This is a genomic window from Cellvibrio japonicus Ueda107 (assembly GCF_000019225.1).
Taxonomy (GTDB): domain Bacteria; phylum Pseudomonadota; class Gammaproteobacteria; order Pseudomonadales; family Cellvibrionaceae; genus Cellvibrio; species Cellvibrio japonicus.
On sequence record NC_010995.1, the window covers coordinates 2005064 to 2027777 of the forward strand.

Consider the following 22714-nt stretch of genomic DNA (forward strand, 5'->3'; position numbering starts at 1 on the left):
GATTGCAATGAAAGTAGGTTTTGTAGGCTGGCGCGGTATGGTGGGCTCGGTATTGATGGAGCGTATGCAGGCTGAGGGTGACTTTGCCGATATCGAGCCGGTATTTTTCACCACGTCTAACGTTGGCGGTGCAGCGCCTGCCGTGGCCAGTGGCTTGCCAGCGCTGAAAGATGCTTATTCTGTCGACGACCTGAAACAACTGGATGCCATTGTCACCTGTCAGGGTGGCGACTACACCAACGAGATTTTCCCCAAGCTGCGTTCTGCAGGTTGGCATGGTTACTGGATAGACGCGGCTTCCAGCCTGCGTATGGAAGAGGATGCTGTCATTATCCTCGATCCGGTTAACCGGGGCGTTATCGATGCCGCCTTGAAGAAGGGGGTTAAGAATTACATCGGTGGCAATTGCACCAACTCCATCATGCTGATGGGTGTGGGTGGCCTGTTCCATGCGGGATTGGTGGATTGGGTAAGCTCCATGACTTATCAGGCTGCTTCGGGCGGCGGTGCTAATCATATGCGCGAGTTGCTGAAGGGGATGGGGGTGATCCATTCCGCCGTGGCTGATGAGCTGGCAACACCCGCGTCCGCTATTCTTGATATCGATAGAAAAGTGGCCAGTACTATTCGCCAGGACGTACCTCGCGAATTCTTCCCGGCACCCCTGGCAGGTGGCCTGATTCCCTGGATTGACAAACAACTCGAGAATGGCCAATCCAAAGAGGAATGGAAGGGACAGGCTGAGGTTAATAAGATTCTCGGCAACAGCAACCCCATACCGGTGGATGGCTTGTGTGTGCGTATTGGTGCCATGCGTTGCCATAGCCTGGCATTGACTATCAAGCTTAAAAAGGATCTTCCGCTGGCTGAGATAGAGTCCGTTATCAAATCAGGTAATGACTGGGTGAAATTTGTGCCAAACGAGCGCGGGATCACCGAGCAGGAGCTGACACCTGCTGCTATTACGGGCGGCCTCAAGATAGGGGTTGGCCGTGTACGCAAGCTTAATATGGGGCCGGAGTATGTGTCTGCTTTCGTAATTGGTGACCAGCTGTTGTGGGGTGCGGCTGAGCCGTTGCGCCGTATGCTGCGTATCCTGAAAGAGGCCTGATTGGCGCCTTTTTATACGGGTTGTCACTGACAAAACCCCGCGAGCTATGCTCCCGGGGTTTTGTTTTTATAGCGATTGGTGTGCTCTATGGGGATTTAAATGTCAGTCTTTTTTCACATTTTTGCCAAAAGAGGGCTGGAATGCGCCAAAAAAGGCCGGTATTTGGCCCGATGTCAAGTCCTCGAGTATTGATAAAATGCTATTTATAATGAATACTTACGAACGATACTGAAGATACATTCGAGGTTTTTACCCGTTCCAAACCAATAATTCAGGGCAGGGTCGGAACCGATTTCATCAACTAGAATGTCAACCTGATTCTCGTGCACTACGGCCGTGGAATAATATAAAGGATAGCGCTATGCGTCTTCGTCAGTTGGTTTTAGCCTGTGGTCTCTCCTCTCTCATGCTGTCGCAGTACGCCAGTGCATTGGGGCTGGGTGAAATGACTTTGAAGTCTGCACTCAACCAGCCGTTGGAGGCCGAGATCAAACTGCTGGATACCCGCGATCTAAGTGCAGAACAGATCCTGGTTGCACTTGCCTCACCGGCTGACTTTGAGCGCAACGGGGTTGACCGCCTCTATTTCTACACAGAATTTCAATTTGATGTACGCCTCGATACTCCCGATGGCCCTAAAGTCGTCGTAACCAGTCGCAGCCCGGTACGTGAACCCTATCTGAATTTCCTGATAGAAGCGCGTTGGACAGCAGGGCGCCTGTTGCGTGAATACACTTTGCTGATGGATTTGCCAACCTTCGATGATGCGGCACCAAAAGCAGCGATTAATACGGCCGCTACACAGGCTCCGGTTGCGCAAAAACCTGCGGCTGCTCCCTCGCGTCAGGCGACCAGTCCGCGTCCAACCCAGGCAGCACCTGCCACGCGTCCCGCTGTATCCCGTAGTATTTCCGGTAATGAATACCAGATTAAAGCGAATGACACCCTTTGGAATATCGCCCGCGATGTAGGTGCCAGCAGCGGTGCCAGTATTCACCAGGCCATGATGGCACTGTATGAGGCCAATCCCGAGGCCTTTATCAATGGCAACATCAACCTTCTACGCCGTGGTCAGGTGTTGCGTATTCCCTCCAGCGAGGAAATGACCTCTCGTTCAACCGGTGAGGCTGTGCGTCAATTTGCGGCCCAAACCGGCGATGCCAGTTTGGGCGCTCAGTTGAATGCCTCACGTCGCACTACATCTGCCAATACCGCATCAACCCAGACCTCAGGCCGTGTAAAACTGGTAGCTCCGGGAGGGGGTACAGGTAGCGCAGGGCAGGGGAGCGGCGCTAATCGCGGTTCTGGTGCAGGCCTTGAAGCTGAATTGGCGGTGACACTTGAGGAATTGGATAAGTCCAAAGCTGAAAATACCGAGTTATCCTCGCGCGTGCGTGATCTGGAAGCCCAGATTGATACCATGGAGCGCCTGGTTGAGGTCAGTAATGAAAAATTGCGGGCCATGCAGTTGGCTGCCGAGCAAACCCAGCAAGCGCAAGTTACTGCTCCAACATCGACCGAGCAGCCCCCGGCATCCACGGAAACTGCTGCAACGCCAGCAGTAACAGCACCTGCTGTATCTACCGAGCCAGAGACACCTGCAACAGCACCTGTTGCGGCAAGCTCTGAAGCTGCCAGCAGTAAAGCGGCTTCATCTGCTGCGGCAGTGAAACCAGCGCGCGTTGTGAGCCCACCACCACCATCCCTGGTTGATACTGCTATCCAGAATGCTCCCTGGATTGGCCTTGGTGTATTGATCCTGGGGGCTGGTGGATATTTCTTCTATCGTCGCCGTAAAGAGCAACAGGAAGAAGCTGAGGCTAATGATGCATTTGATCAGGATGTATTTGCCATGGATTCCTCAATCGAAGATGAGGAATTGTTGGAAGATTCTATTGCGGAAACTGCGCTGCACGATGAGCAGGAATCTGATTTTGAGCTGGATCTGGATGCAGGTACAGACCATCAGGATGCTGACGATGATGTCAGTGTGATTGATAAGGCGGATATCCATATTGCCTACGGCCAGTTGGATAAAGCAGAAGAGTTGCTGTTAAAAGGGCTGGAGAAAGATCCCGGTTCTGCAGATATTCGCCTCAAGTTGTTAGAGGTCTATTCGCATCAACGTGATGTGCCTTCATTCGATAAACACTATGCCGCGTTAGCGGCTATCGGCGGTGCAGCTGTATTGGCGCGGGCAAGCGAGTTGCGTGCCGCCATTCCCGGTGCGAGTGAATTTGAGGTGGAACTGCCTGAGGCTGTGGATTCCCCGGTTGAACAATCGTTGAATTTTGACGATTTAAATTTCGATGACCTCCATGCAGACGATCAGCCCGCTGCAACTCCGGCGGCGGTGGATCTTGCCGATGACAGCCTTGATTTTAATCTGGATCTTGATGATGACCTGCTGTCGCTGGACGATCCCCAGCCGGAACCTGAACCAGCCCAGTCCTGGGATTTGCCGGAGGAACTATCCAGTTCATCAGACTTGGGGGAATTCTCGCTCGACGTTGAACCAGCCAGTGATCCTGAGCCTGCTTCCGGTGTTGAGTCCGGTACAGCGGTGGATGACGGTGAGTTTGATGTGCAGTTGGACGCTGATCTGCCAGCGCCAGCGCTGGACCCGCAGGATACCCTGGGTGAGTCGCTGTCACTGGAGCCGGAAGTAGAAGCGGAAGACCTGTCAGAGTTATCCCTGGCATTGGATGGTCTTGATGATGAAGCCTTGCCTGATGATTTGAGTGCTGCCAATCTGGCTTTGGATGATGAATTCAGTTTCGACCTGGAAGAACCTGAAACCCCCGCTGTCCCTGCTGATGTGCAAGATCTGGATGTGACCGCGGATGATTTCAATCTGGATATGGATGTTAACGATGTTGACCTGGCTGCCCTCGACCATGAAATGGAGGCGCTCGATAATGACCAGGATTTTTCTTCCCTTGATCATGAACTCACCAGCCTGGATTCAGCGTTTGATGCAGATGACCTGAATGTTCCCAGCTCGGGACTCAACCTCACCGATGATCTGGATAAGCCTGCGCAACCGGACGCTATCGATGAGGAATTCCTTGATGAAGCATTGGTTGATGCTGCCGCGCCTGTCGTTGATACCTCCCCGGCTGAGTTGCCCCATGATGACGATGTGTTTGCAGAAGCCTTGTCGGAACTGGACGCTGGTGGTGATATAGACCTCGACAAGCTGGCGCCCGAGAATTTTGAAATCACTGATGAAGATATGGACGCTGAGCTGGATTTCCTCGCTGATGCTGATGAAGCCGCGACCAAGCTGGATTTGGCAAGGGCATACATTGATATGGGAGATGCTGAGGGCGCCAAGGACATATTGGCCGAAGTCGTTAACGAAGGTAACGATGACCAGCGCGCAGAAGCACAGGATTTGCTGAGTCGTATAGACGCCTGATTGGCAGGTTGATCATCGAGCCTTGCACGGCATGCTGTGCAAGGCTTTTTGTTTTTATAGGCGGTATTTTCTGTTATGAGTCAAATCTATCCTCCGCGGATTAAACCCTACGAACGCAATGGCGAAGTGTTGGATATGAATCTCTGGCCCGAGGGAATGCGGCGCGTTGCGTTGGGGGTTGAATACAAGGGAGCCGATTTCCATGGGTTTCAGGTACAACCCAATGGTGTGAAAACTGTTCAGCAGTCGCTGGAGAAAGCCTTGTCGATTGTGGCGGATGAACCCATTACCCTGGTCTGCGCTGGCCGTACTGACGCCGGAGTTCATGCCACCAACCAGGTTATCCATTTTGATACGCTCGCCCAGCGCCCCCTTAAAGCCTGGATGCGTGGCCTGGGGCCTCACTTGCCGGATACCATCGGTATTCGCTGGGCCCAGGATGTTTCCCCGGGATTCCATGCCAGATTCAGTGCCCAAAGTCGGACCTACCGATATTTAATGTCGGATGGCGCCAGTTCGCCGGCGCTCTTGCATGACCAGGTCTCGTGGTCTTCGCGCCCACTGGATGTGGCGTTGATGCGCCAGGGGGCGGCATGCCTGATTGGTGAACATGATTTCACTTCTTTCCGGGCTACCCAATGCCAAGCGAAAAGCCCTGTGCGCAGGATCGAGTATTTGCATCTGGTGCGACGCGGCGAGCTGATTGTCATGGAAATACGTGCCAACGCTTTCCTTCATCATATGGTGCGCAATATTGTCGGTGTGTTGATGCAGGTGGGAGCCGGTTTCAAAAAACCGTCCTGGGTGGGGGACGTTCTGGCGGCACGCGACCGAACGGCGGCTGGGGCAACGGCCAAACCCAATGGCCTCTATTTAGTGGCGGTGGATTATCCACAAGAGTTTTCACTGCCATGCTGTTTGCCAGGGCCGTTGTTTTTTCCTGAGCCTTTGGGCGGTTTTGCCGATGCGGATTGAGTATCGGCAAAACCGACAGCGTTTTTTTAATAAGGAATTCTGTTAGTATCGCCGCTTCATTTTTGCCATGGCTTTGGTGTTTGTGTGAAATCACTGCATATCAAAATTTGTGGATTGACCAGCCTGGTTGATGCCAGGGCTGCCGTAGCGGCAGGTGCCGATGCCATAGGCCTGGTCTTTTACGCACCCAGCCCCCGTGCAGTGTCAGTAGCCCAAGCGCGTGCAATAGCCTTGGGCATAGGCCCATTTACAGTAGCGACCGGTCTTTTTGTCGATGCTGATCCTGGGTTTGTGCAATCCGTATTGGCAGAGGTGCCTCTGCAATTGTTGCAATTCCATGGCAGCGAATCCCGAGCTTACTGCGAATCTTTCCAGCGTCCCTACATGAAAGCCATTCGTATGCGTCCGGAGTTGGATGTGGTGGCAGCTATGGCTGAATACCCCAGTGCCTCGGCGATTTTGTTGGATGCCTATCGCCCGGGAGTTCCCGGCGGTACCGGGGAGACGTTTGACTGGGGCAGGGTGCCGCAGCATACGTCTCGCCCACTGGTGTTGGCAGGTGGATTGGCACCGGAAAACGTCGCTAATGCTATCAGCGCGACTCGCGTCTATGGGGTTGATGTGAGTGGTGGTGTAGAATCGGCGCCCGGCGTTAAAGATCATGAAAAAATACATCGCTTTATAACCTGCGCCCTGCAAGCGTCGGCGCAGTTGAATTCGAAAGGTGACTAAACAGTGAGCAATTCCCAGCCTTTTTCTACAATTGATTACAGCGCATTCCCCAGCGAGGATGGCCACTTCGGTCCTTATGGCGGCCGTTTTGTATCCGAGACGCTGATATATGCGCTCGACGAGCTGCAAAGTATTTATTCCCGCCTTAAAGATGACCCGGGTTTCCAGGCTGAATTTGATAAGGACCTGGCCTATTACGTAGGCCGCCCTTCACCGCTGTACCTTGCCGAGCGCTGGACCCGCGAGTTGGGTGGCGCACAGATTTTCCTCAAGCGCGAAGACCTTAACCACACCGGCGCCCACAAGGTCAATAACACCATTGGCCAGGCATTACTGGCCAAATTCACCGGTAAATCCCGCGTGATTGCCGAGACCGGTGCCGGGCAACACGGTGTTGCCACAGCGACCGTTGCTGCTCGCCTGGGGCTTAAATGCCGTGTTTATATGGGTGCCGAGGATGTAAAGCGTCAGGCTCTTAATGTTTACCGTATGAAGTTGCTGGGAGCAGAGGTTTTTCCGGTCACATCCGGCTCGCGCACGCTTAAAGATGCCATGAACGAAGCCATGCGCGATTGGGCTACCAATGTGGATGACACTTTCTACATTATCGGCACGGTTGCCGGTCCTCATCCTTATCCGCAACTGGTGCGCGACTTCCAGGCGGTTATCGGGCGCGAAGCGCGTCGCCAGTGCCTGGAGCAGGCTGGGCGCCTGCCGGATGCCCTGGTAGCCTGCGTCGGTGGTGGCTCCAACGCCATCGGCCTGTTCCATCCTTTCCTGACCGATGAGTCCGTCCAGATGTACGGTGTTGAAGCGGGCGGGTTGGGGATTGAAACCGGCAAGCACGCCGCTCCGCTCAATAAGGGTATTCCCGGGGTGTTGCACGGTAATCGCACTTATTTGATGGAAGATGAAAACGGCCAGATTATCGAGACTCACTCGGTTTCTGCCGGTTTGGACTATCCAGGTGTGGGCCCTGAGCATTCCTGGTTAAAGGACATAGGGCGTGTGAACTATGTCGCTATCAACGATGACGAGGCCTTGGCTGCGTTCCGCAAAGTGACCCGCACCGAAGGCATTATGCCGGCGCTGGAGTCCAGCCATGCCCTGGCTTATGTTGAAAAGCTGGCGCCCACGCTGGGCAAGGACAAGATCATTATTGCCAACCTGTCGGGGCGCGGCGATAAAGACATCCTGACGGTAGCCGGTTTGGACGGCATTACGGTTTAATTTTTCACTGCATAACCTCTCACTGCCGGGCCTACCCGGCAGTGGCATTTTTAGGATCTGTTGTCGATGAGCCGAATTTCCCAACAGCTGACCCACGCCAACGCGGCGGGTAAAAAAGTTCTGGTTGCCTATATTGTGAATGGCGACCCCTATCCCGAGGCGACCCTGCCTGCCATGCATGCCCTGGTGGCTAATGGCGTGGACGTGATTGAATTGGGCGTTCCCTTCTCCGACCCTATGGCGGAGGGGCCGGTTATCCAGCGCGGCCATGAGCGTGCACTGGCGCATCACATCAGCCTTACAAGCACGCTGGATATTGTGCGCCAGTTTCGCCAGACCAATGGCACTACGCCAGTGGTGCTGATGGGTTATGCCAACCCGGTTGAGCGTTTTGGCTATCAGGCATTTGCCAGGGCGGCGGCCGAGGCGGGTGTTGATGGCCTCCTTACAGTGGATTTGCCCCCGGAAGAGGTGGGCGTCCTCAAACAGGCTCTGGATGAGGTTAACCTGGACAATATTTTCCTGTTGGCTCCGACCACAACAGTAGAGCGCGCGCATAAGATTGCCAGCCACGCCAGCGGTTTCCTCTATTACGTGTCACTGAAAGGGGTCACTGGTGCCGGTCACCTGGATGTCGAGGCGGTTAAGGCTAAACTGGCAGAATTTGGTCGTTTAACCGATTTGCCGGTCTGTGTTGGATTTGGTATCAAAGATGCCTCTACCGCCAAAGCGGTTGCTCAACTGGCCGATGGTGTGGTGGTGGGCAGTGTATTGGTTGATAAAATGGGCGCCATGGCCGATCAGCCGGCAGCACAAATAGCAGACTCCCTCGGCGACTTGCTGAGCGAGATGCGCCAGGCGCTGGATAGCCTCTAGCGATATAATGTTTCCGGCTCTGGTAAGCTTGTACCCATGTCGCGGCTTGCCAGACCCGGCTAACCTCCAATATTCATACATAGATTAGGCATACAAAGAGACGCAACCATGAGTTGGCTAGAAAAAATTATCCCCAGTATTTCCCGCACTGAAACCAAGCGCAGCAACAAAGTCCCCGAAGGGCTTTGGGAAAAATGTGTCAAATGCGATGCGGTTTTGTATAAGCCGGAGCTGGAGAAAAATCTCGATGTGTGTCCCAAGTGCGATCATCACATGCGTATTGGAGCGCGTTCTCGCCTCAATATCTTCCTCGATCCGCAAAATCGCCAGGAGTTGGCCACGGACGTTGAGCCTGTTGATCGCCTCAAGTTCAAGGACATCAAAAAATACAAGGATCGCCTCTCTTCGGCCCAAAAGGACACCGGCGAAAAAGATGCGCTGATCGCCATGCGTGGCGAGTTAAAAGGGATGCCTGTCGTTGCTGTTGCGTTTGAGTTCGCCTTCCATGGAGGCTCAATGGGCTATGTGGTTGGTGAGCGTTTTACCCGCGCGGCCACTGTGGCCTTGAATGAAAATATTCCCTTGGTTTGCTTTTCGGCGACGGGTGGTGCCCGTATGCAGGAAGCACTGATTTCATTGATGCAAATGGCCAAGACCAGTGCGGTCATTGAACGTCTCAAGATGCAGGGCACGCCCTACGTATCGGTCATGACCGACCCTGTTTATGGCGGTGTTTCTGCCAGCCTTGCCCTGTTGGGGGATATCAATGTGGCTGAGCCGGGCGCCCGCGCCGGTTTTGCCGGGCCCAGTATTATTGAACAAACCATTCGCCAAAAACTCCCGAAAGGCTTCCAGCGCGCTGAGTTCCTGTTGGAGCATGGCGCTATCGATATGATCATCCACCGTGGTGAAATGCGTGACAAGCTGGCGTCGCTGTTGGCTAAATTTACCCGTCGCGCTGCGGTCTGACACCCCTAATGATGTTTGACTCTCTCGCAGCCTGGCTGGAGTGGCTGGAAAATTGCCATCCGCGCGAGATTGATCTGGGATTGGAGCGTATTCGCCTGGTTGCCGGGCGAATGGGGCTGCTCCAGCCGACAGCCCGGGTCGTCACAGTGGGCGGCACCAACGGCAAAGGGTCTTGTGTGACTGCAACGGCAGCGCTGTTGCGCGCTGCCGGTTACTCTGTTGGTGTCTATACATCCCCCCACCTGAGGGTCTATAACGAGCGGGTCACGATTGACGGTGAACCCGTCGATGACCAGGCCCTTTGCAACAGCTTCGAGCGGATTTACGCTTGTTGCCATGCCAACCCTCCTGCTGAACCTATTAGCCTGACCTATTTCGAATACGGAACACTCGCGGCCCTGGATATTTTTCGCGCGCGATCCGTTGATGCCATGGTATTGGAGGTTGGGTTAGGCGGGCGCCTGGATGCGGTCAATATCCTCGATGCAGATATCTCCGTGATTACCAGTATCGATATAGACCACAAGGATTGGTTAGGTGATAACCGTGAAGATATTGGCTTTGAAAAGGCGGGTATTTACCGTGCAGGACGCCCTGCGATCTGCGCTGACTTCGATCCTCCACAGAGATTGCTGCAGGCAATTATCGATCTTGGGGCCAAAGGCTACCTGCGTGGTAAGCACTTTGATTATCACCAGGAAGACACCAATCATTGGCGTTGGAGCGGCAGCGCGGGACATTTCGAGCACCAGCCCTTGCCGCAATTACCCCTGCCCAGTATGGCTGCAGCCCTTGAGGCGGTTACCCATCTTGGGGTAACAGTTACTCCGGCGTCATTTGCATTGCTGGCAGAACTGCGCGTTCCCGGGCGCTTCCAGCATCTCGCTTGGCAGGGCAGGACTGTTATTTTGGATGTCGCCCATAACCCGGCTGCAACCCTTCACCTTGCCAAAGGTCTGAGCGACTGGCGCAATACAAATCCTGGTGCACGGGTCTTTGCCGCTGTGGCTATGATGAGTGATAAGGATCGCCCAGGCAGCCTGGCTAATTTGCAAGCATTGATGGATGGCTGGCTTTTGGTCGATCTGGATATCCCTCGTGCTGCCAGCAGCGAGCAGTTGCGTAAAAACCTGCAGGATCTGGGGTTTGAGCCGCTGGCAAGTGGCAAGATGAAAGCCTGTTTGCAGGCGCTGCTACAGGTGTCAGTCCAGGGGGATCTGTTAGTGGTCTTTGGTTCTTTTTTTACAGTGGCAGCAGCCCTGGAGGTTTTGGCTCCGGGTGTTGATGGGGCCGGGCAATAGCCGGCAGGGGGATCAGGGTGAAAGAAGCCTATAAACATCGCCTTATCGGTGCGGGAATCCTGGCAGCGGTGGCTGTACTTTTCCTGCCCAGTTTTTTTAAAGACCAGCAGCAATATGCGGTTGATACCGAAAGCCATATCCCCCAGCGCCCGACGATCACGACCATGGAATTTGGTGAGCCTGAATCGCCTGCCGATATAGAGCCGGCCCCGGCTCCTGAAACCATGTTTATTCCCGATGAGTCCCAGGCTGTAACAGTACCTTCCCCGGCTCCAGAGCCCTTGCCGGAACCTGGTGGAGCCCAGGTTGTGCAAACAAAGCCCTCGCCGGATAACTTGCCGGAGATTCCCCTTAATGCACAGGGGTTGCCAGATGCCTGGATGGTGCAACTGGTCAGCCTGAGCAGCAGGGATGCGGCGCAGAAACTGCGCGATCAATTGCAAGGTGAGGGGCACAGGGCCTTTATTCGCACGGCGACCACCACTAAGGGCGAAGTGCATCGTATTTTTGTAGGACCCCTGCTGGATAAGGCTGAAGCGGGGCGGGTTAAGCAAACCCTTGACCAGCGTTTGAAGGTCAATGCCTTGATACTGCCTTTCAAGCCTTGATTCAGTGCCATTATCCCTATGAATTGTCCGCCATAAATGCATTGGCTCTGGTAGAATGCGCGCCTCTCTGATTGGAGTTGGGCGCGCCGGCCTGCTCTGATCCCAGACTAAACCGGGAGCTATCCGTGAGATGAATTGGGCAGACTGGGCAATCATCGCTATTTTTTCCCTTTCCTGTCTTATTGGCCTTATTCGCGGTTTTGTGCGCGAGGCCCTATCGCTGTTTATCTGGGTAGCTGCCGTGCTGGTGGCCCGTGTGTTTGGCGGCCAGCTTGAAGTCCTGTTGGTTGGCCATATTGAAACTCCCTCGGTACGTCTGATGACGGCTTATGCGGTTTTGTTTATCGCGACACTTTTGCTGGGTGCCATGCTCAGCTATCTCATTGGTGCGCTAGTGCGCGCCACCGGTTTATCGGGAACCGATCGCCTTCTGGGAATGGTATTTGGTGCAGCGCGCGCGTTTATTATCGTGATGGCGCTATTGATTCTTTTACCCGGTTTTTTGCCCGTCAATCAGGACGATTGGTGGAGTCAGTCGCAGATGATCCCTCACTTCCTCGCCTGTGAGGATTGGGTCAGGGCGGCGTATGGCGAGTTGAGCCTTTGGATTCAACAGTGGTTTGGCGGCGTCAGTAGCGGCCAGGCAATCTGAATGACAGGCGGAATTTGTGTTGAAGTTGTTACTACCAGTTGAGGCAAATTTATGTGCGGCATTGTAGGTATAGTGAGTAAGCGCGACGTCAATTTACAGCTCTATGACGCGCTGACCATCCTTCAGCACCGTGGCCAGGATGCGGCCGGTATAGTGACCTGTGAAGATGGTCGTATGTCCCAGCAAAAGGCGAATGGCCTGGTGCAGGATGTATTCCGGACTCGTCACATGCAGCGCTTGGTGGGTTCAATGGGGATTGGCCATGTGCGTTATCCCACGGCGGGAAGCTCTGGTCCGGCACTGGCCCAGCCTTTTTACGTGAACTCTCCCTACGGCATTGCGTTGGCCCACAATGGCAACCTCACCAATGCTGACAAGCTCAGCGAGGATCTCTTCAAGACCGATTTGCGCCACGTAAACACCGACTCGGATTCCGAGGTGCTGCTCAATGTGTTTGCCCATGAGCTGCAGTCCCAGGGCAAGTTGATACCGACCCCGGATGATATGTTCGCTTCGGTTACCGGCGTGCATAAACGCGTTACCGGTGGCTATGCGGTGGTGGTGCTGATTGCCAATTATGGCCTGCTCGCTTTCCGCGATCCCAACGGTATTCGCCCGCTGGTCTACGGCAAGCGCGAGACGGAAGAGGGAACAGAGTACATGGTAGCCTCCGAGAGCGTGGCACTGGATGTGCTCGGCTTTGACTTGATTGATGATGTGGCGCCCGGAGAGGCCATTTACATTACTGACGAAGGCGAGTTGCATCGCCGCCAGTGCGCTGATAATCCGCGCCTGCGCCCCTGTATTTTCGAGCATGTCTATTTCGCCCGTCCGGATTCCATCATGGATGGCATTTCGGTGTATAAGGCGCGCTTGCGCCAGGGTGAAAAGCTGGCGGACAAAATCCTGCGTGAACGCCCGAATCACGATATTGACGTTGTCATTCCCATTCCTGATTCGAGCCGCGTTGCAGGCCAGGCGTTGGCGCAAAAGCTGGGTGTAAAATTTCGCGAAGGCCTGGTGAAGAACCGCTACATTGGTCGCACCTTTATCATGCCTGGCCAACAGCAGCGCAAAAAATCGGTACGCCAAAAGCTCAATCCTATTGAGCTGGAGTTTAAAGGCAAAAATGTATTGCTGGTTGATGACTCTATTGTGCGCGGTACCACTTGCCAACAGATTATCCAGATGGCACGTGATGCCGGTGCCAAAAAAGTGTATTTTGCGTCAGCGGCGCCTGCGGTGAAATTTCCCAACGTCTATGGTATCGATATGCCAACGGCGACGGAGTTGATTGCCCATGGACGCACTGACGAAGAGGTATGTCGTGAAATTGGTGCTGACTGGTTGATCTACCAAAACCTGGAAGACCTGATTGCGGCATCTGCCGAAGGCAATAACAAGGTGACAGAGTTTGATTGTGCTGTCTTTACCGGTGAGTACTGTGCCGGTGATGTGACCCAGGAATACCTGGATAAGCTTGCTGCCATGCGTAACGACAGTGCCAAAACCGGTAAAAAATCCAACAAGCAAATGGAGTTACCCATCGGCTTGCATAACGGTGCCCTGAGCTGATTGCCAGTGCTGACTCCATGATATCCGGGCACCTCGCTAACGGGTGCCATGCCCACCAGAAGGTTATTATCCTATGGATGAATTTGATCCCCTTTTCGGCGCTGCACTGGATACCCTGGCGGTTCGCGCCGGGCAAACGCGCTCCCATGAAGGTGAGCACAGTGAAGCCCTGTACCTGACATCCAGTTATGTCTTTGCCAATGCCCGGGAGGCGGCTGATCGCTTTTCCGGCAGCCAGCCGGGTAATGTCTACTCGCGTTATACCAACCCCACCGTGCGTACCTTTGAAGAGCGTATCGCGGCACTTGAAGGTGCGGAAACGGCGGTTGCCACGTCATCCGGCATGGCGGCTATTTTGTGTACTTGCATTGCGCTGCTAAAAGCGGGCGACCATATCGTTTGTTCCCGCAGTGTGTTTGGTACGACCACAGTATTGTTTACCAAATACCTGCAGAAGTTTGGGGTATCTACGACTTTTGTAAATCCAACCGACTATTCCGCTTGGGAGGCTGCATTCACACCGGCAACCCGCCTGGTTTTTGTAGAGACACCCTCAAACCCGTTGTGCGATGTTGTTGATATTGCGCGCTTGGCTGACATCAGCCACGCACACAGCGCTTTATTGGTCGTGGATAACTGCTTTTGTACACCAGCACTACAAAAACCTCTGGCATTGGGCGCAGACCTGGTTGTTCATTCAGCTACTAAATATATCGATGGCCAGGGGCGTTGCCTGGGCGGTGTTGTAGCCGGTCCCAGGCAGTATGTGGATGAGGTATTGGGATTCATTCGCAGTGCTGGTCCCAGCATGAGTCCTTTCAATGCCTGGGTTTTCCTCAAGGGATTGGAAACCCTGCGCCTGCGTATGGAAGCCCATTCGCGCAATGCTATGAGCCTGGCCCAATGGCTTGCTGCACATCCGCAAGTGGAAAAGGTCTTTTATGCGGGCTTGCCTGACCATCTTGGCCATGCATTGGCTGCCAGGCAACAATCCGCATTTGGCGGTGTATTGTCATTCCGTGTTAACGGTGGGCGAGAAGAGGCCTGGAAGGTCATTGATGCAACCCGCATCATGTCGTTAACCGCCAACCTGGGTGATGCTAAAACCACCATTGTCCATCCGGCGACCACAACACACGGGCGCTTAAGTCCGGAACAAAAAGCCGACGCCGGTATCACGGAGAACCTGATCCGCATTGCGGTTGGCCTGGAAGATATCAATGACCTGAAGGCGGATCTTGCCCGTGGTTTGGGCGACTACAGGGTTTAATTGCCCAGGTAATCGCGAGTTGTTTAAGCGCACAGTCAATGCCATAAATTGCAACAAAATCTGTTTCAGGTCTTGTCCTGATGCAGATCACTTGGTAAAGTGCGCGCCCTGTCACCTGCTAGGGTGACGGTTTTAGGACTATAGCTCAGTTGGTTAGAGCACCACCTTGACATGGTGGGGGTCAGCAGTTCGAGTCTGCTTAGTCCTACCAATTTTAAAAAAGCGCCTTTTGGGCGCTTTTTTCGTTTTTAACCTTTGTATCAAATACAAAAGGCTTCTTCTTTCACCCCTTGAATTTTGTTTCCCGTGCCCCATTTCCTGCCCATAGCATTCGGCGGGATTGATGTCCGCCCATGTTTTAAGCGCTGAATCCTGCGTTTTTTAGTATTCCCCAACCTGCTACTCGTGATCTGTTAGGAGTTACATCATGACCGTTGATGCCCGCAAAGAAACTCGTGGCTTTCAGACAGAAGCCAAACAATTGCTGCATTTGATGATTCATTCGCTTTATTCCAATAAGGAAATCTTTCTGCGCGAGCTGGTTTCCAATGCCTCGGACGCTGCCGATAAATTGCGTTTTGAAGCGGTTTCCAATGGCGATCTCTATGAAGGTGACGCGGATCTGAAAATCCGTATCGATTTTGATAAAGAAGCCAAAACCCTGACCATTAGCGACAATGGTATAGGCATGTCCCGCGAGGAAGTCGTTGATAACCTGGGGACCATCGCCAAATCAGGCACTGCGCACTTCATGCAAAACCTGACGGGTGATCAGAAAAAAGATGCCCAATTGATTGGTCAGTTTGGTGTGGGCTTCTACTCTGCCTTTATTGTGGCCGATCGCGTTGTGGTCACTACGCGCCGCGCGGGCAGTCCTGCCAGTGACGGTGTGCGCTGGGAGTGTACCGGTGAGGCTGAGTTTACCGTTGAATCCGTTGAAAAGGCTGCGCGCGGTACTACCGTAGAGTTGCACCTGAAATCCGATGCGGAAGAGTTCGCAGATCACTGGCGCTTGCGCTCTATCATCAAAAAATATTCTGATCACATCGCTATCCCTGTCGTCATGAAAAAGCAAAATCCTGTTGGCGAGGATGGCGACAAGCAGGAGCCGGAAGACGAGGTTATCAATACCGCAACAGCGCTCTGGACCCGCTCACGCAGTGATGTCACTGACGAAGAATACAAAGAGTTTTACAAGCACATCAGCCATGATTTTTCCGAGCCGCTGAGCTGGAGCCACAACCGGGTAGAGGGCAAACTGGATTACACCAGTCTGTTGTTCATTCCTGCTCGCGCTCCCTTCGATTTGTATAACCGCGATGCTTCGCGCGGCCTCAAACTGTATGTTCAGCGCACCTTTATTATGGATGACGCTGAACAATTCCTGCCGCTTTATTTACGCTTTATTAAAGGCGTGGTGGACTCCAATGATTTGAGCCTCAACGTTTCGCGCGAAATCCTGCAGAAAGACCCCAATATTGATGCCATGCGTTCAGCATTGACCAAACGCGTACTGGATATGCTCGATAAGATGGCGAAAAACGAGCCGGAAAATTACAGCAAATTCTGGAATGAATTCGGCCAGGTCATGAAAGAAGGGCCCGCCGAAGATTTTGCCAATCGCGACAAAGTTGCCAAATTGCTGCGCTTTGCCTCTACCCATACCGACAAGCCTGAGCAGGATCAATCGCTGGACGATTATGTGGCGCGGATGAAAGACGGGCAGGAAAAGGTTTATTACATTGCTGCCGAAAACTTCAATACCGCCAAAAACAGTCCGCATCTGGAAGTATTCCGCAAGAAGGGTATTGAGGTATTGTTGTTGTCCGACCGTGTCGACGAATGGCTAATGAGCCATCTCTACGAGTTCGAAGGCAAGCAATTCCAGGATGTCGGCAAGGGTGAATTGGATCTGGGTAAACTGGATACGGATGAGGAAAAGCAGGCACAGGAAAAAGTGGCTGAGCAACTTAAGCCCTTACTGGAGCGTGTGAAAACGGTATTGGATGAGGCTGTTTCTGAAGTGCGTATCACCCATCGCCTCACCGAGTCGCCAGCTTGTGTGGTCGTGGGGGCTCAGGATATGGGCGCTCAAATGCGTCGTATTCTGGAAGCGGCGGGTCAGAAAGTGCCTGATGCCAAGCCCATTTTTGAGCTTAACCCCGAGCATCCACTGGTGCAAAAACTGGAACAAGAGGCGAATGAGCCCCGTTTTGCCGACTTGACCCACATCCTGTTTGACCAGGCCAACCTCGCCGAGGGGGCGCAATTGCAAGATCCGGCCGTCTATGTCCAGCGCTTGAACAAGTTGTTGCTTGAGTTATCCCATTAAATAACAGCTTGTGGTGCCGGGTGGTTTCACTGGCTAAAAAAATGACCTTGGCCGATACTGGCCAAGGTCATTTTTTATGTAGGTCCAGATTTCAACAATTCGAACAGGATTGACTCATGGAATATAAACAAAGCCCATTGCCTGCCAATAAAGCGATTGCACTGGTTGCGCATGACAATAAAAAGCAGGACTTACTGGCTTGGTGTCGTAAACACCTGGACGCCTTGCGTCACCACCAGCTGATGGCGACAGGTACTACCGGTGCCCTGATTGAGCGCGAGACCGGATTAGCCATACATAAATTGATCTCCGGTCCTTTAGGCGGCGATCAGCAAGTGGGTGCGCTGATTACCGAAGGCAAGGTCGATATGTTGGTTTTTTTCTGGGACCCTTTTGAACCTATGCCCCATGATCCGGATGTAAAAGCCTTGCTGCGCATTGCGGCTGTGTGGAATATCCCGGTCGCCTGCAACCAGGTTTCGGCGGATTTTATGGTAGCTTCTCCCTGCTTTTCGACACCTGTCGAGCGTTTGATCCCTGATTATGCGGCTTATATGGCAAGGCGAGCCCAGGGCAATTGACAGTGTGATTTGAGCGATGGATTCGCAGGGATTAGGGGTACGTTTGCCGGTAGTTTTTACCTGTCAGGCTGCAAAATGCGGTTTGATTTACCGTTTTGAGCAAAGAATCAGCAAAAAAAGACTCGCCTTATAGCCTGCTTTTGTTAATATCTGTAAACACCTGATGGCTTCGTTCTAAGTATCAGGTGATCGGAATAAAAATCAGTCTAAGAACCCGTGGTTCGATAGAACACTGAATAATCATCGGATGAAGCAAACCAAGCAGATAACAATAAGCTTTAAGAGCTGTAGAGGTGTTTCATATGGCAGATCGCGAGATTGGCACAGTGAAGTGGTTCAATAATGTCCGTGGATACGGCTTTATTACCCGAGGCGAAGGTAGTGAAGATATCTTTGTGCATTACCGCAATATTCGTGCTGAAGGGTATCGTTCATTAGCTGAAGGACAAAGCGTGGAATTTCAATTACAAAAGGGCGAAAAAGGGTTGCAGGCTGAAGATGTGATTTTGTTGAGCTAACCAAAATTACTGGCCACTTACTTAAAAAAACACCGGCATCTGCCGGTGTTTTTTTATCTGCCTTACTGCGATGTACCGGTCGGGTTATAGGGCGTCACCTTAACAATGACACCCAGCAGGGGGTGATCCAGATAATGCACTTCGTTGCTGCGCATATCGCGCACCTCTTTCATGAGAACAATCTGACGCGGAACATAGGGAGTTGATTCTTCTTCTGCTGCAAGCACATTGGCAGTACTCCAATCGGCCAGGGGATCATCCAGCAAATTGATATCACTTTCGAGGGTTAATGCTGGCTGGCTGGCTGGGCGATAGTTAGGGCGTAGTGGAATAGAGGGCCATTCCTGGGCTGTGGCCTGGTCGACATTCACATTAAATTGGGTAAACCAAAGGGTAGTGCTGAGCTTGAGGTAAGTCGCCACACTCAGGGTAATACTGCCCTCCAATTCCAGGTGTTTACCATAGGACTGGCCACCACTGATCAGGATACCCTGGGCATTTTTCGCCGATGTAACCGGCTGGCGCCAGGCTTCATGAAACAGCAGCTGGTAACCGCTGTTATGGGCAAGTCGATGGGCTTGGTCATTGAGTGTGCGCTCTGTTGCAGGCAGTAGCCAGTAGGGTTCGCGGGTCAAATCCACATTGGTACTGCCACTCGCCGATGTGTGGGTATTGTCGGTATGGCTGCTTGTCTGGTTTGGGTTTTTCAGCTCAACCCAGCGGCTCGGGTAACGGAGCTTAATGTCCCTTGGCCAGTGTTCTTCAGTCTTGGCATTTCGCCGCGCAAATACGACCAATTCCACTTGATACCAGCCTTCATTGCGCCCCTGGGCATTGGCGGCGCATGATCCGCCGACGGTCAGCAATATCAGCAGGATCGATAGATGGAGACGACTTTGTGATAGCAACATGTGTTTAACCTTTACGCATGGTGTTGTGAGCCCGGTTTTACATCACTGCGACAGACTCAGCTTTTCGGGGTTAAATAGTCGAGCAATTCGCTCAGGGTTTGCAAACGTTTTTCGGTTGATTCGAGATCCTGTGCGAATTTTAATTGGTTAGCCCCTTCCAGTTTATACACGCGCGGTTGGCTTTGTACCAGTTTGACAATTTGCAGGGGATCGACGCCGGTAGCGCCGGAAAACTCGATTTTTCCACCGCGGCTGTTGGCTTCGATTTTGGTAATACCCAATTGCTCGGCAGTAATCTTGATCTGGGTAACCCGGAATAAATTTTTGACCGCGTCTGGTAACAGGCCGAAACGGTCAATCATTTCGACTTGCAGGTCACGTAGCGATTCTGCGTTCTCGGCATTGGCCAGGCGCTTATACATGACCAACCGCAAATGCACATCAGGTAAATAGTCGGAGGGGATCAGGGCAGGAATGCGCAGGTTGATATCAATGCTTTCCTTGAGTGCCTGCTCAATATCAGCCTGTTTACCCTGGCGAATGGCCTTGACCGCACGGTCGAGCATTTCCATATACAGTGAAAAGCCAATGGTTTGGATCTGGCCGCTTTGCTCTTCTCCCAGGAGTTCGCCGGCACCGCGTATTTCCATATCGTAGGTTGCCAGGGTAAAGCCGGCACCCAGGTCCTCGGCGGCGCTGATCGCCTCCAGCCGTTTCACCGCATCATCGGTCATGGCGCGGCGTTCGGGCGTTAACAAATAGGCGTAGGCCTGGTGATGCGAACGTCCTACGCGGCCGCGCAATTGATGCAACTGGGCCAAACCGAATTTATCGGCACGGTTGATAATAATGGTGTTGGCACTGGGAATATCGATACCGGTTTCGATAATGGTGGTGCACACCATGATATTGAAACGTTTGTGATAAAAATCCGACATCACCCGTTCGAGGTCACGCTCACGCATCTGTCCATGGCCGACAGCGATACGGGCCTCCGGAATCAGCTCCTGTAATTCCCGCGCAACTTTTTCAATGGTATCCACTTCATTATGCAGGTAATACACCTGGCCGCCGCGCAGGATTTCACGCAGGATTGCCTCTTTGATAACGGCCTCATCATAGGTGCGGACAAAGGTTTTTACAGAGAGGCGACGTGCTGGTGGTGTGGCGATAATCGATAGATCGCGAATACCTGCCATGGACATATTCAAGGTGCGCGGGATAGGTGTTGCGGTCAGGGTAAGGATGTCGATTTCGGCGCGCAAGGCCTTGATCTGTTCCTTCTGGCGTACACCGAAGCGATGTTCTTCATCGATAATCAACAGCCCAAGGTTTTTAAATTTAATGTCTGGCTGTAACAACTTGTGGGTGCCAACGATAATATCGACCTTTCCTTCCGCCAGCCGCTCCAGTACCTGGTTGACCTCTTTGGTGGTGCGGAAGCGGGAGAGCACTTCAATGGTAATGGGCCATTCAGCAAAGCGATCCTTGAGCGATTCATAGTGCTGCTGTGCCAGCAGCGTTGTGGGGGCGAGAATAGCGACCTGTTTTCCGGCATGGCTGGCGACAAATGCCGCGCGCATGGCCACTTCGGTTTTACCAAAGCCAACATCGCCACACACCAATCTATCCATAGGTTTGGGCGATAACATATCCTTGACCACCGCTTCAATAGCACGCTGTTGGTCTGGTGTTTCCTCGAAAGGAAAACTGGCTGAAAATGCCGCGTAGGCTGTTTGCGGATCGGGAAATGCAAACCCCTTGCGCGCTGCGCGGCGGGCATAGACTTCCAGCAGTTCAGCGGCGGTATCACGGATCTGTTCAGCGGCCTTGCGCTTGGCTTTTTGCCAGGACTCGCTGCCCAGTTTATGCAATGGCGCCAAGTCATCTTCTGCGCCACTGTAGCGACTGATCAGGTGCAGGCTGGTGACGGGTACATAAAGTTTTGCGTCGTCGGCGTATTCAAGTGTGAGGAATTCATTGGTCTGGTTATCAACAGTAATGGTTTCTAGCCCGCGGTAGCGGCCAACACCGTGGTCGATATGGACAACCGGCGCCCCGATTTTAAGCTCCGTCAGATTTTTAACGACCAGCTCGCTGTTATCTTGCGCTTGTTTACGGCGGCGTTGTTGCTGGATGCGCTCACCAAATAACTGCGATTCGGCAATCAATACTGTATCGGGTTGCTGTTGTTGCAAGCCCTGTTCCAGTGGAGCAATCGTAATGGCAATACTCTCCTTGCTGGAGAGAAATGCTTGCCAGCTTTCTGCCGGTGCGGGGCGAACGCGAATACGGCCAAGCAGTTCAAGTAATGTTTCGCGGCGACCGGCGGATTCAGCGCAAAACAGAACACGCCCGTGATATTCCATCAGGAATGCTTCTATCGCTGCCAGGGGCTGCTCAGCTTGGGCGCGAATTGGCAGGTTGGGTGGTTGGCAGCTGGCAAAATTATAATGTCCGGCCCGCTCCTCAAGGATGTCATTGCTGATAAACGTGCGCGAATAAGGTTTTAGCTGGGTATAGAGCTCGTCAATACTCAGGTAAATATCTTTGGGGGGCAACAGTGGGCGCAACGGGTCGACGCGACGGCTTTCGTAGCGACGCAACAATTCAAGCCAAAAATTCTCTGCCGATTTTTCAAAATTACCCAGAGCATAGACCAGTGTATTTTGCGGTAAATAATCGAACAGGTTGCTGCAACTATCGAAAAAGAGAGGCAGATAATATTCGACGCCGGGTGGTGAGATACCTGCACTGATATCCTGAAATACGGGACACTCCTTGTGGTTGACATCAAAGCGTTCCAGCCATTGTTGTTTGAACAGATTGATGCCGGGTTTGTTGAGGGGAAACTCCTTTGCGGGAAGCAGCTGGATTTTTTCCACCTTATCGATCGTCATCTGGGTTTCTGGATCGAATGTGCGCAGGGTTTCCACTTCATCATCGAACAGATCGATGCGATAGGGCAGGTCGCTGCCCATGGGGAATATATCCAGCAATGCACCGCGCACGGCAAATTCACCGTGTTCGTAAACTGTATCGACGGCGTGGTATCCGGCGCGCTCAAGATTGTGGCGCAGCTGGTCAATATCCAGTTGTTCGCCTACTGCCAGCATCAGGCTGTTGCCAAGCAGATAGCTGCGCGGCATCAAACGCTGCAAAAGTGTGGTTATGGGGACGACAAGGATGCCCCGCCTGGTTGTGGGTAATCGATAAAGCGTGCGCAAACGCTCGGAAATAATATCCTGGTGTGGGGAAATACTGTCGTAGGGTAAGGTCTCCCAATCTGCCAGGTGCAACACAGGAAGTTGTTCATCGCCGCCGGTGAAAAAACTCAATTCAGTTTGCAGGCGGATGGCACTGCTGGTATCCGGAGCGATTACCAGGCTTAAGCCTGCATAGTTACGTGCGGCATTGACAATAGCTAATGCCTGGGCACTGCCGTGCAGATTTCCCCAATACTGGCGGTTACCGAGGCGATCTGAAAGCGGTGGTTGTGTCAGTGGTATTAGGGATCCTGAAGGGAAAGTTGGGTTTGTCATGCCATTCGGTTTCTGTATAGGTGGAATCGCCTTGGACTCATTGCTGGATGTGCCGATAGATGAGGGCAAAGTGGCCGCGCATTTTACCTGCCTTGGTTGCTAAATGGGTG

17 protein-coding genes and 1 tRNA gene are annotated in these 22714 nt (G+C 52.9%); 16 read left to right on the forward strand and 2 right to left on the reverse strand.

The window, feature by feature from the left end:
• The first annotated feature begins 7 nt into the window (after positions 1-7).
• From asd to CJA_RS08585, 16 genes are all read left to right on the forward strand, one after another.
• Positions 8-1111 (forward strand): aspartate-semialdehyde dehydrogenase, encoded by a 1104-nt coding sequence (gene asd / locus CJA_RS08510; protein ID WP_012487368.1) that lies wholly within the window; start codon positions 8-10, stop codon positions 1109-1111.
• Positions 1112-1472: 361 nt separating this feature from the next.
• Positions 1473-4532, forward strand: a complete 3060-nt coding sequence (locus CJA_RS08515; protein ID WP_012487369.1) for a motility hub landmark protein FimV — start codon at positions 1473-1475, stop codon at positions 4530-4532.
• A 75-nt stretch (positions 4533-4607) separates the two neighbouring features.
• Complete coding sequence (truA, locus tag CJA_RS08520) at positions 4608-5507, forward strand: tRNA pseudouridine(38-40) synthase TruA (protein ID WP_012487370.1); 900 nt, start codon at positions 4608-4610, stop codon at positions 5505-5507.
• 84 nt (positions 5508-5591) lie between these two features.
• Positions 5592-6239: a phosphoribosylanthranilate isomerase gene (locus tag CJA_RS08525; RefSeq protein ID WP_012487371.1), complete on the forward strand. Its 648-nt coding sequence runs from the start codon at positions 5592-5594 to the stop codon at positions 6237-6239.
• 3 nt (positions 6240-6242) lie between these two features.
• The gene (gene trpB / locus CJA_RS08530) at positions 6243-7469 is read left to right on the forward strand and encodes a tryptophan synthase subunit beta (protein WP_012487372.1); all 1227 of its coding nucleotides are present in this window, start codon (positions 6243-6245) and stop codon (positions 7467-7469) included.
• Between the two features lie 66 nt (positions 7470-7535).
• The gene (trpA, locus tag CJA_RS08535; protein ID WP_012487373.1) at positions 7536-8345 is read left to right on the forward strand and encodes a tryptophan synthase subunit alpha; all 810 of its coding nucleotides are present in this window, start codon (positions 7536-7538) and stop codon (positions 8343-8345) included.
• Between the two features lie 108 nt (positions 8346-8453).
• Positions 8454-9314: an acetyl-CoA carboxylase, carboxyltransferase subunit beta gene (gene accD / locus CJA_RS08540; RefSeq protein ID WP_012487374.1), complete on the forward strand. Its 861-nt coding sequence runs from the start codon at positions 8454-8456 to the stop codon at positions 9312-9314.
• 8 nt (positions 9315-9322) lie between these two features.
• Complete coding sequence (folC, locus tag CJA_RS08545) at positions 9323-10615, forward strand: bifunctional tetrahydrofolate synthase/dihydrofolate synthase (protein ID WP_012487375.1); 1293 nt, start codon at positions 9323-9325, stop codon at positions 10613-10615.
• 17 nt (positions 10616-10632) lie between these two features.
• The gene (locus CJA_RS08550; protein ID WP_012487376.1) at positions 10633-11223 is read left to right on the forward strand and encodes an SPOR domain-containing protein; all 591 of its coding nucleotides are present in this window, start codon (positions 10633-10635) and stop codon (positions 11221-11223) included.
• 130 nt (positions 11224-11353) lie between these two features.
• Positions 11354-11875 carry a CvpA family protein gene (locus CJA_RS08555; protein WP_012487377.1) on the forward strand — a complete coding sequence of 174 codons (522 nt, stop codon included), beginning with the start codon at positions 11354-11356 and terminating at the stop codon, positions 11873-11875.
• A gap of 51 nt (positions 11876-11926) precedes the next feature.
• Positions 11927-13450 (forward strand): amidophosphoribosyltransferase, encoded by a 1524-nt coding sequence (gene purF, locus CJA_RS08560; RefSeq protein ID WP_012487378.1) that lies wholly within the window; start codon positions 11927-11929, stop codon positions 13448-13450.
• A gap of 73 nt (positions 13451-13523) precedes the next feature.
• Entirely contained in the window at positions 13524-14720 is a 1197-nt protein-coding gene (locus CJA_RS08565) for an O-succinylhomoserine sulfhydrylase (protein WP_041551350.1), read from the forward strand.
• A 134-nt stretch (positions 14721-14854) separates the two neighbouring features.
• Positions 14855-14931: transfer RNA gene (locus CJA_RS08570), tRNA-Val, on the forward strand.
• Positions 14932-15147: 216 nt separating this feature from the next.
• On the forward strand, positions 15148-17052 hold the full coding sequence (gene htpG, locus CJA_RS08575) for a molecular chaperone HtpG (RefSeq protein ID WP_012487380.1): 1905 nt from the start codon (positions 15148-15150) through the stop codon (positions 17050-17052).
• A gap of 116 nt (positions 17053-17168) precedes the next feature.
• The gene (locus CJA_RS08580) at positions 17169-17633 is read left to right on the forward strand and encodes a methylglyoxal synthase (RefSeq protein WP_012487381.1); all 465 of its coding nucleotides are present in this window, start codon (positions 17169-17171) and stop codon (positions 17631-17633) included.
• A gap of 302 nt (positions 17634-17935) precedes the next feature.
• A complete protein-coding gene (locus CJA_RS08585; RefSeq protein WP_012487382.1) occupies positions 17936-18151 on the forward strand; it encodes a cold-shock protein in 216 nt (71 codons plus the stop codon).
• 62 nt (positions 18152-18213) lie between these two features.
• Here CJA_RS08585 and CJA_RS08590 read toward each other — a convergent pair whose 3' ends face one another.
• Both CJA_RS08590 and mfd read right to left on the reverse strand, forming a co-directional pair.
• Positions 18214-19062: a CsiV family protein gene (locus CJA_RS08590; RefSeq protein WP_148208832.1), complete on the reverse strand. Its 849-nt coding sequence runs from the start codon at positions 19060-19062 to the stop codon at positions 18214-18216.
• 56 nt (positions 19063-19118) lie between these two features.
• A complete protein-coding gene (gene mfd / locus CJA_RS08595) occupies positions 19119-22604 on the reverse strand; it encodes a transcription-repair coupling factor (RefSeq protein ID WP_148208833.1) in 3486 nt (1161 codons plus the stop codon).
• Positions 22605-22714 lie beyond the last annotated feature (110 nt).

Coding starts and splice junctions, on each gene's coding strand:
- asd (WP_012487368.1), top strand. CDS start 8: ATGAAAGTAGGTTTTGTAGGCTGGCGCGGTATGGTGGGCTCGGTATTG.
- CJA_RS08515 (WP_012487369.1), top strand. CDS start 1,473: ATGCGTCTTCGTCAGTTGGTTTTAGCCTGTGGTCTCTCCTCTCTCATG.
- truA (WP_012487370.1), top strand. CDS start 4,608: ATGAGTCAAATCTATCCTCCGCGGATTAAACCCTACGAACGCAATGGC.
- trpA (WP_012487373.1), top strand. CDS start 7,536: ATGAGCCGAATTTCCCAACAGCTGACCCACGCCAACGCGGCGGGTAAA.
- accD (WP_012487374.1), top strand. CDS start 8,454: ATGAGTTGGCTAGAAAAAATTATCCCCAGTATTTCCCGCACTGAAACC.
- folC (WP_012487375.1), top strand. CDS start 9,323: ATGATGTTTGACTCTCTCGCAGCCTGGCTGGAGTGGCTGGAAAATTGC.
- CJA_RS08555 (WP_012487377.1), top strand. CDS start 11,354: ATGAATTGGGCAGACTGGGCAATCATCGCTATTTTTTCCCTTTCCTGT.
- purF (WP_012487378.1), top strand. CDS start 11,927: ATGTGCGGCATTGTAGGTATAGTGAGTAAGCGCGACGTCAATTTACAG.
- CJA_RS08565 (WP_041551350.1), top strand. CDS start 13,524: ATGGATGAATTTGATCCCCTTTTCGGCGCTGCACTGGATACCCTGGCG.
- htpG (WP_012487380.1), top strand. CDS start 15,148: ATGACCGTTGATGCCCGCAAAGAAACTCGTGGCTTTCAGACAGAAGCC.
- CJA_RS08580 (WP_012487381.1), top strand. CDS start 17,169: ATGGAATATAAACAAAGCCCATTGCCTGCCAATAAAGCGATTGCACTG.
- CJA_RS08585 (WP_012487382.1), top strand. CDS start 17,936: ATGGCAGATCGCGAGATTGGCACAGTGAAGTGGTTCAATAATGTCCGT.
- CJA_RS08590 (WP_148208832.1), bottom strand. CDS start 19,062: ATGTTGCTATCACAAAGTCGTCTCCATCTATCGATCCTGCTGATATTG.
- mfd (WP_148208833.1), bottom strand. CDS start 22,604: ATGACAAACCCAACTTTCCCTTCAGGATCCCTAATACCACTGACACAA.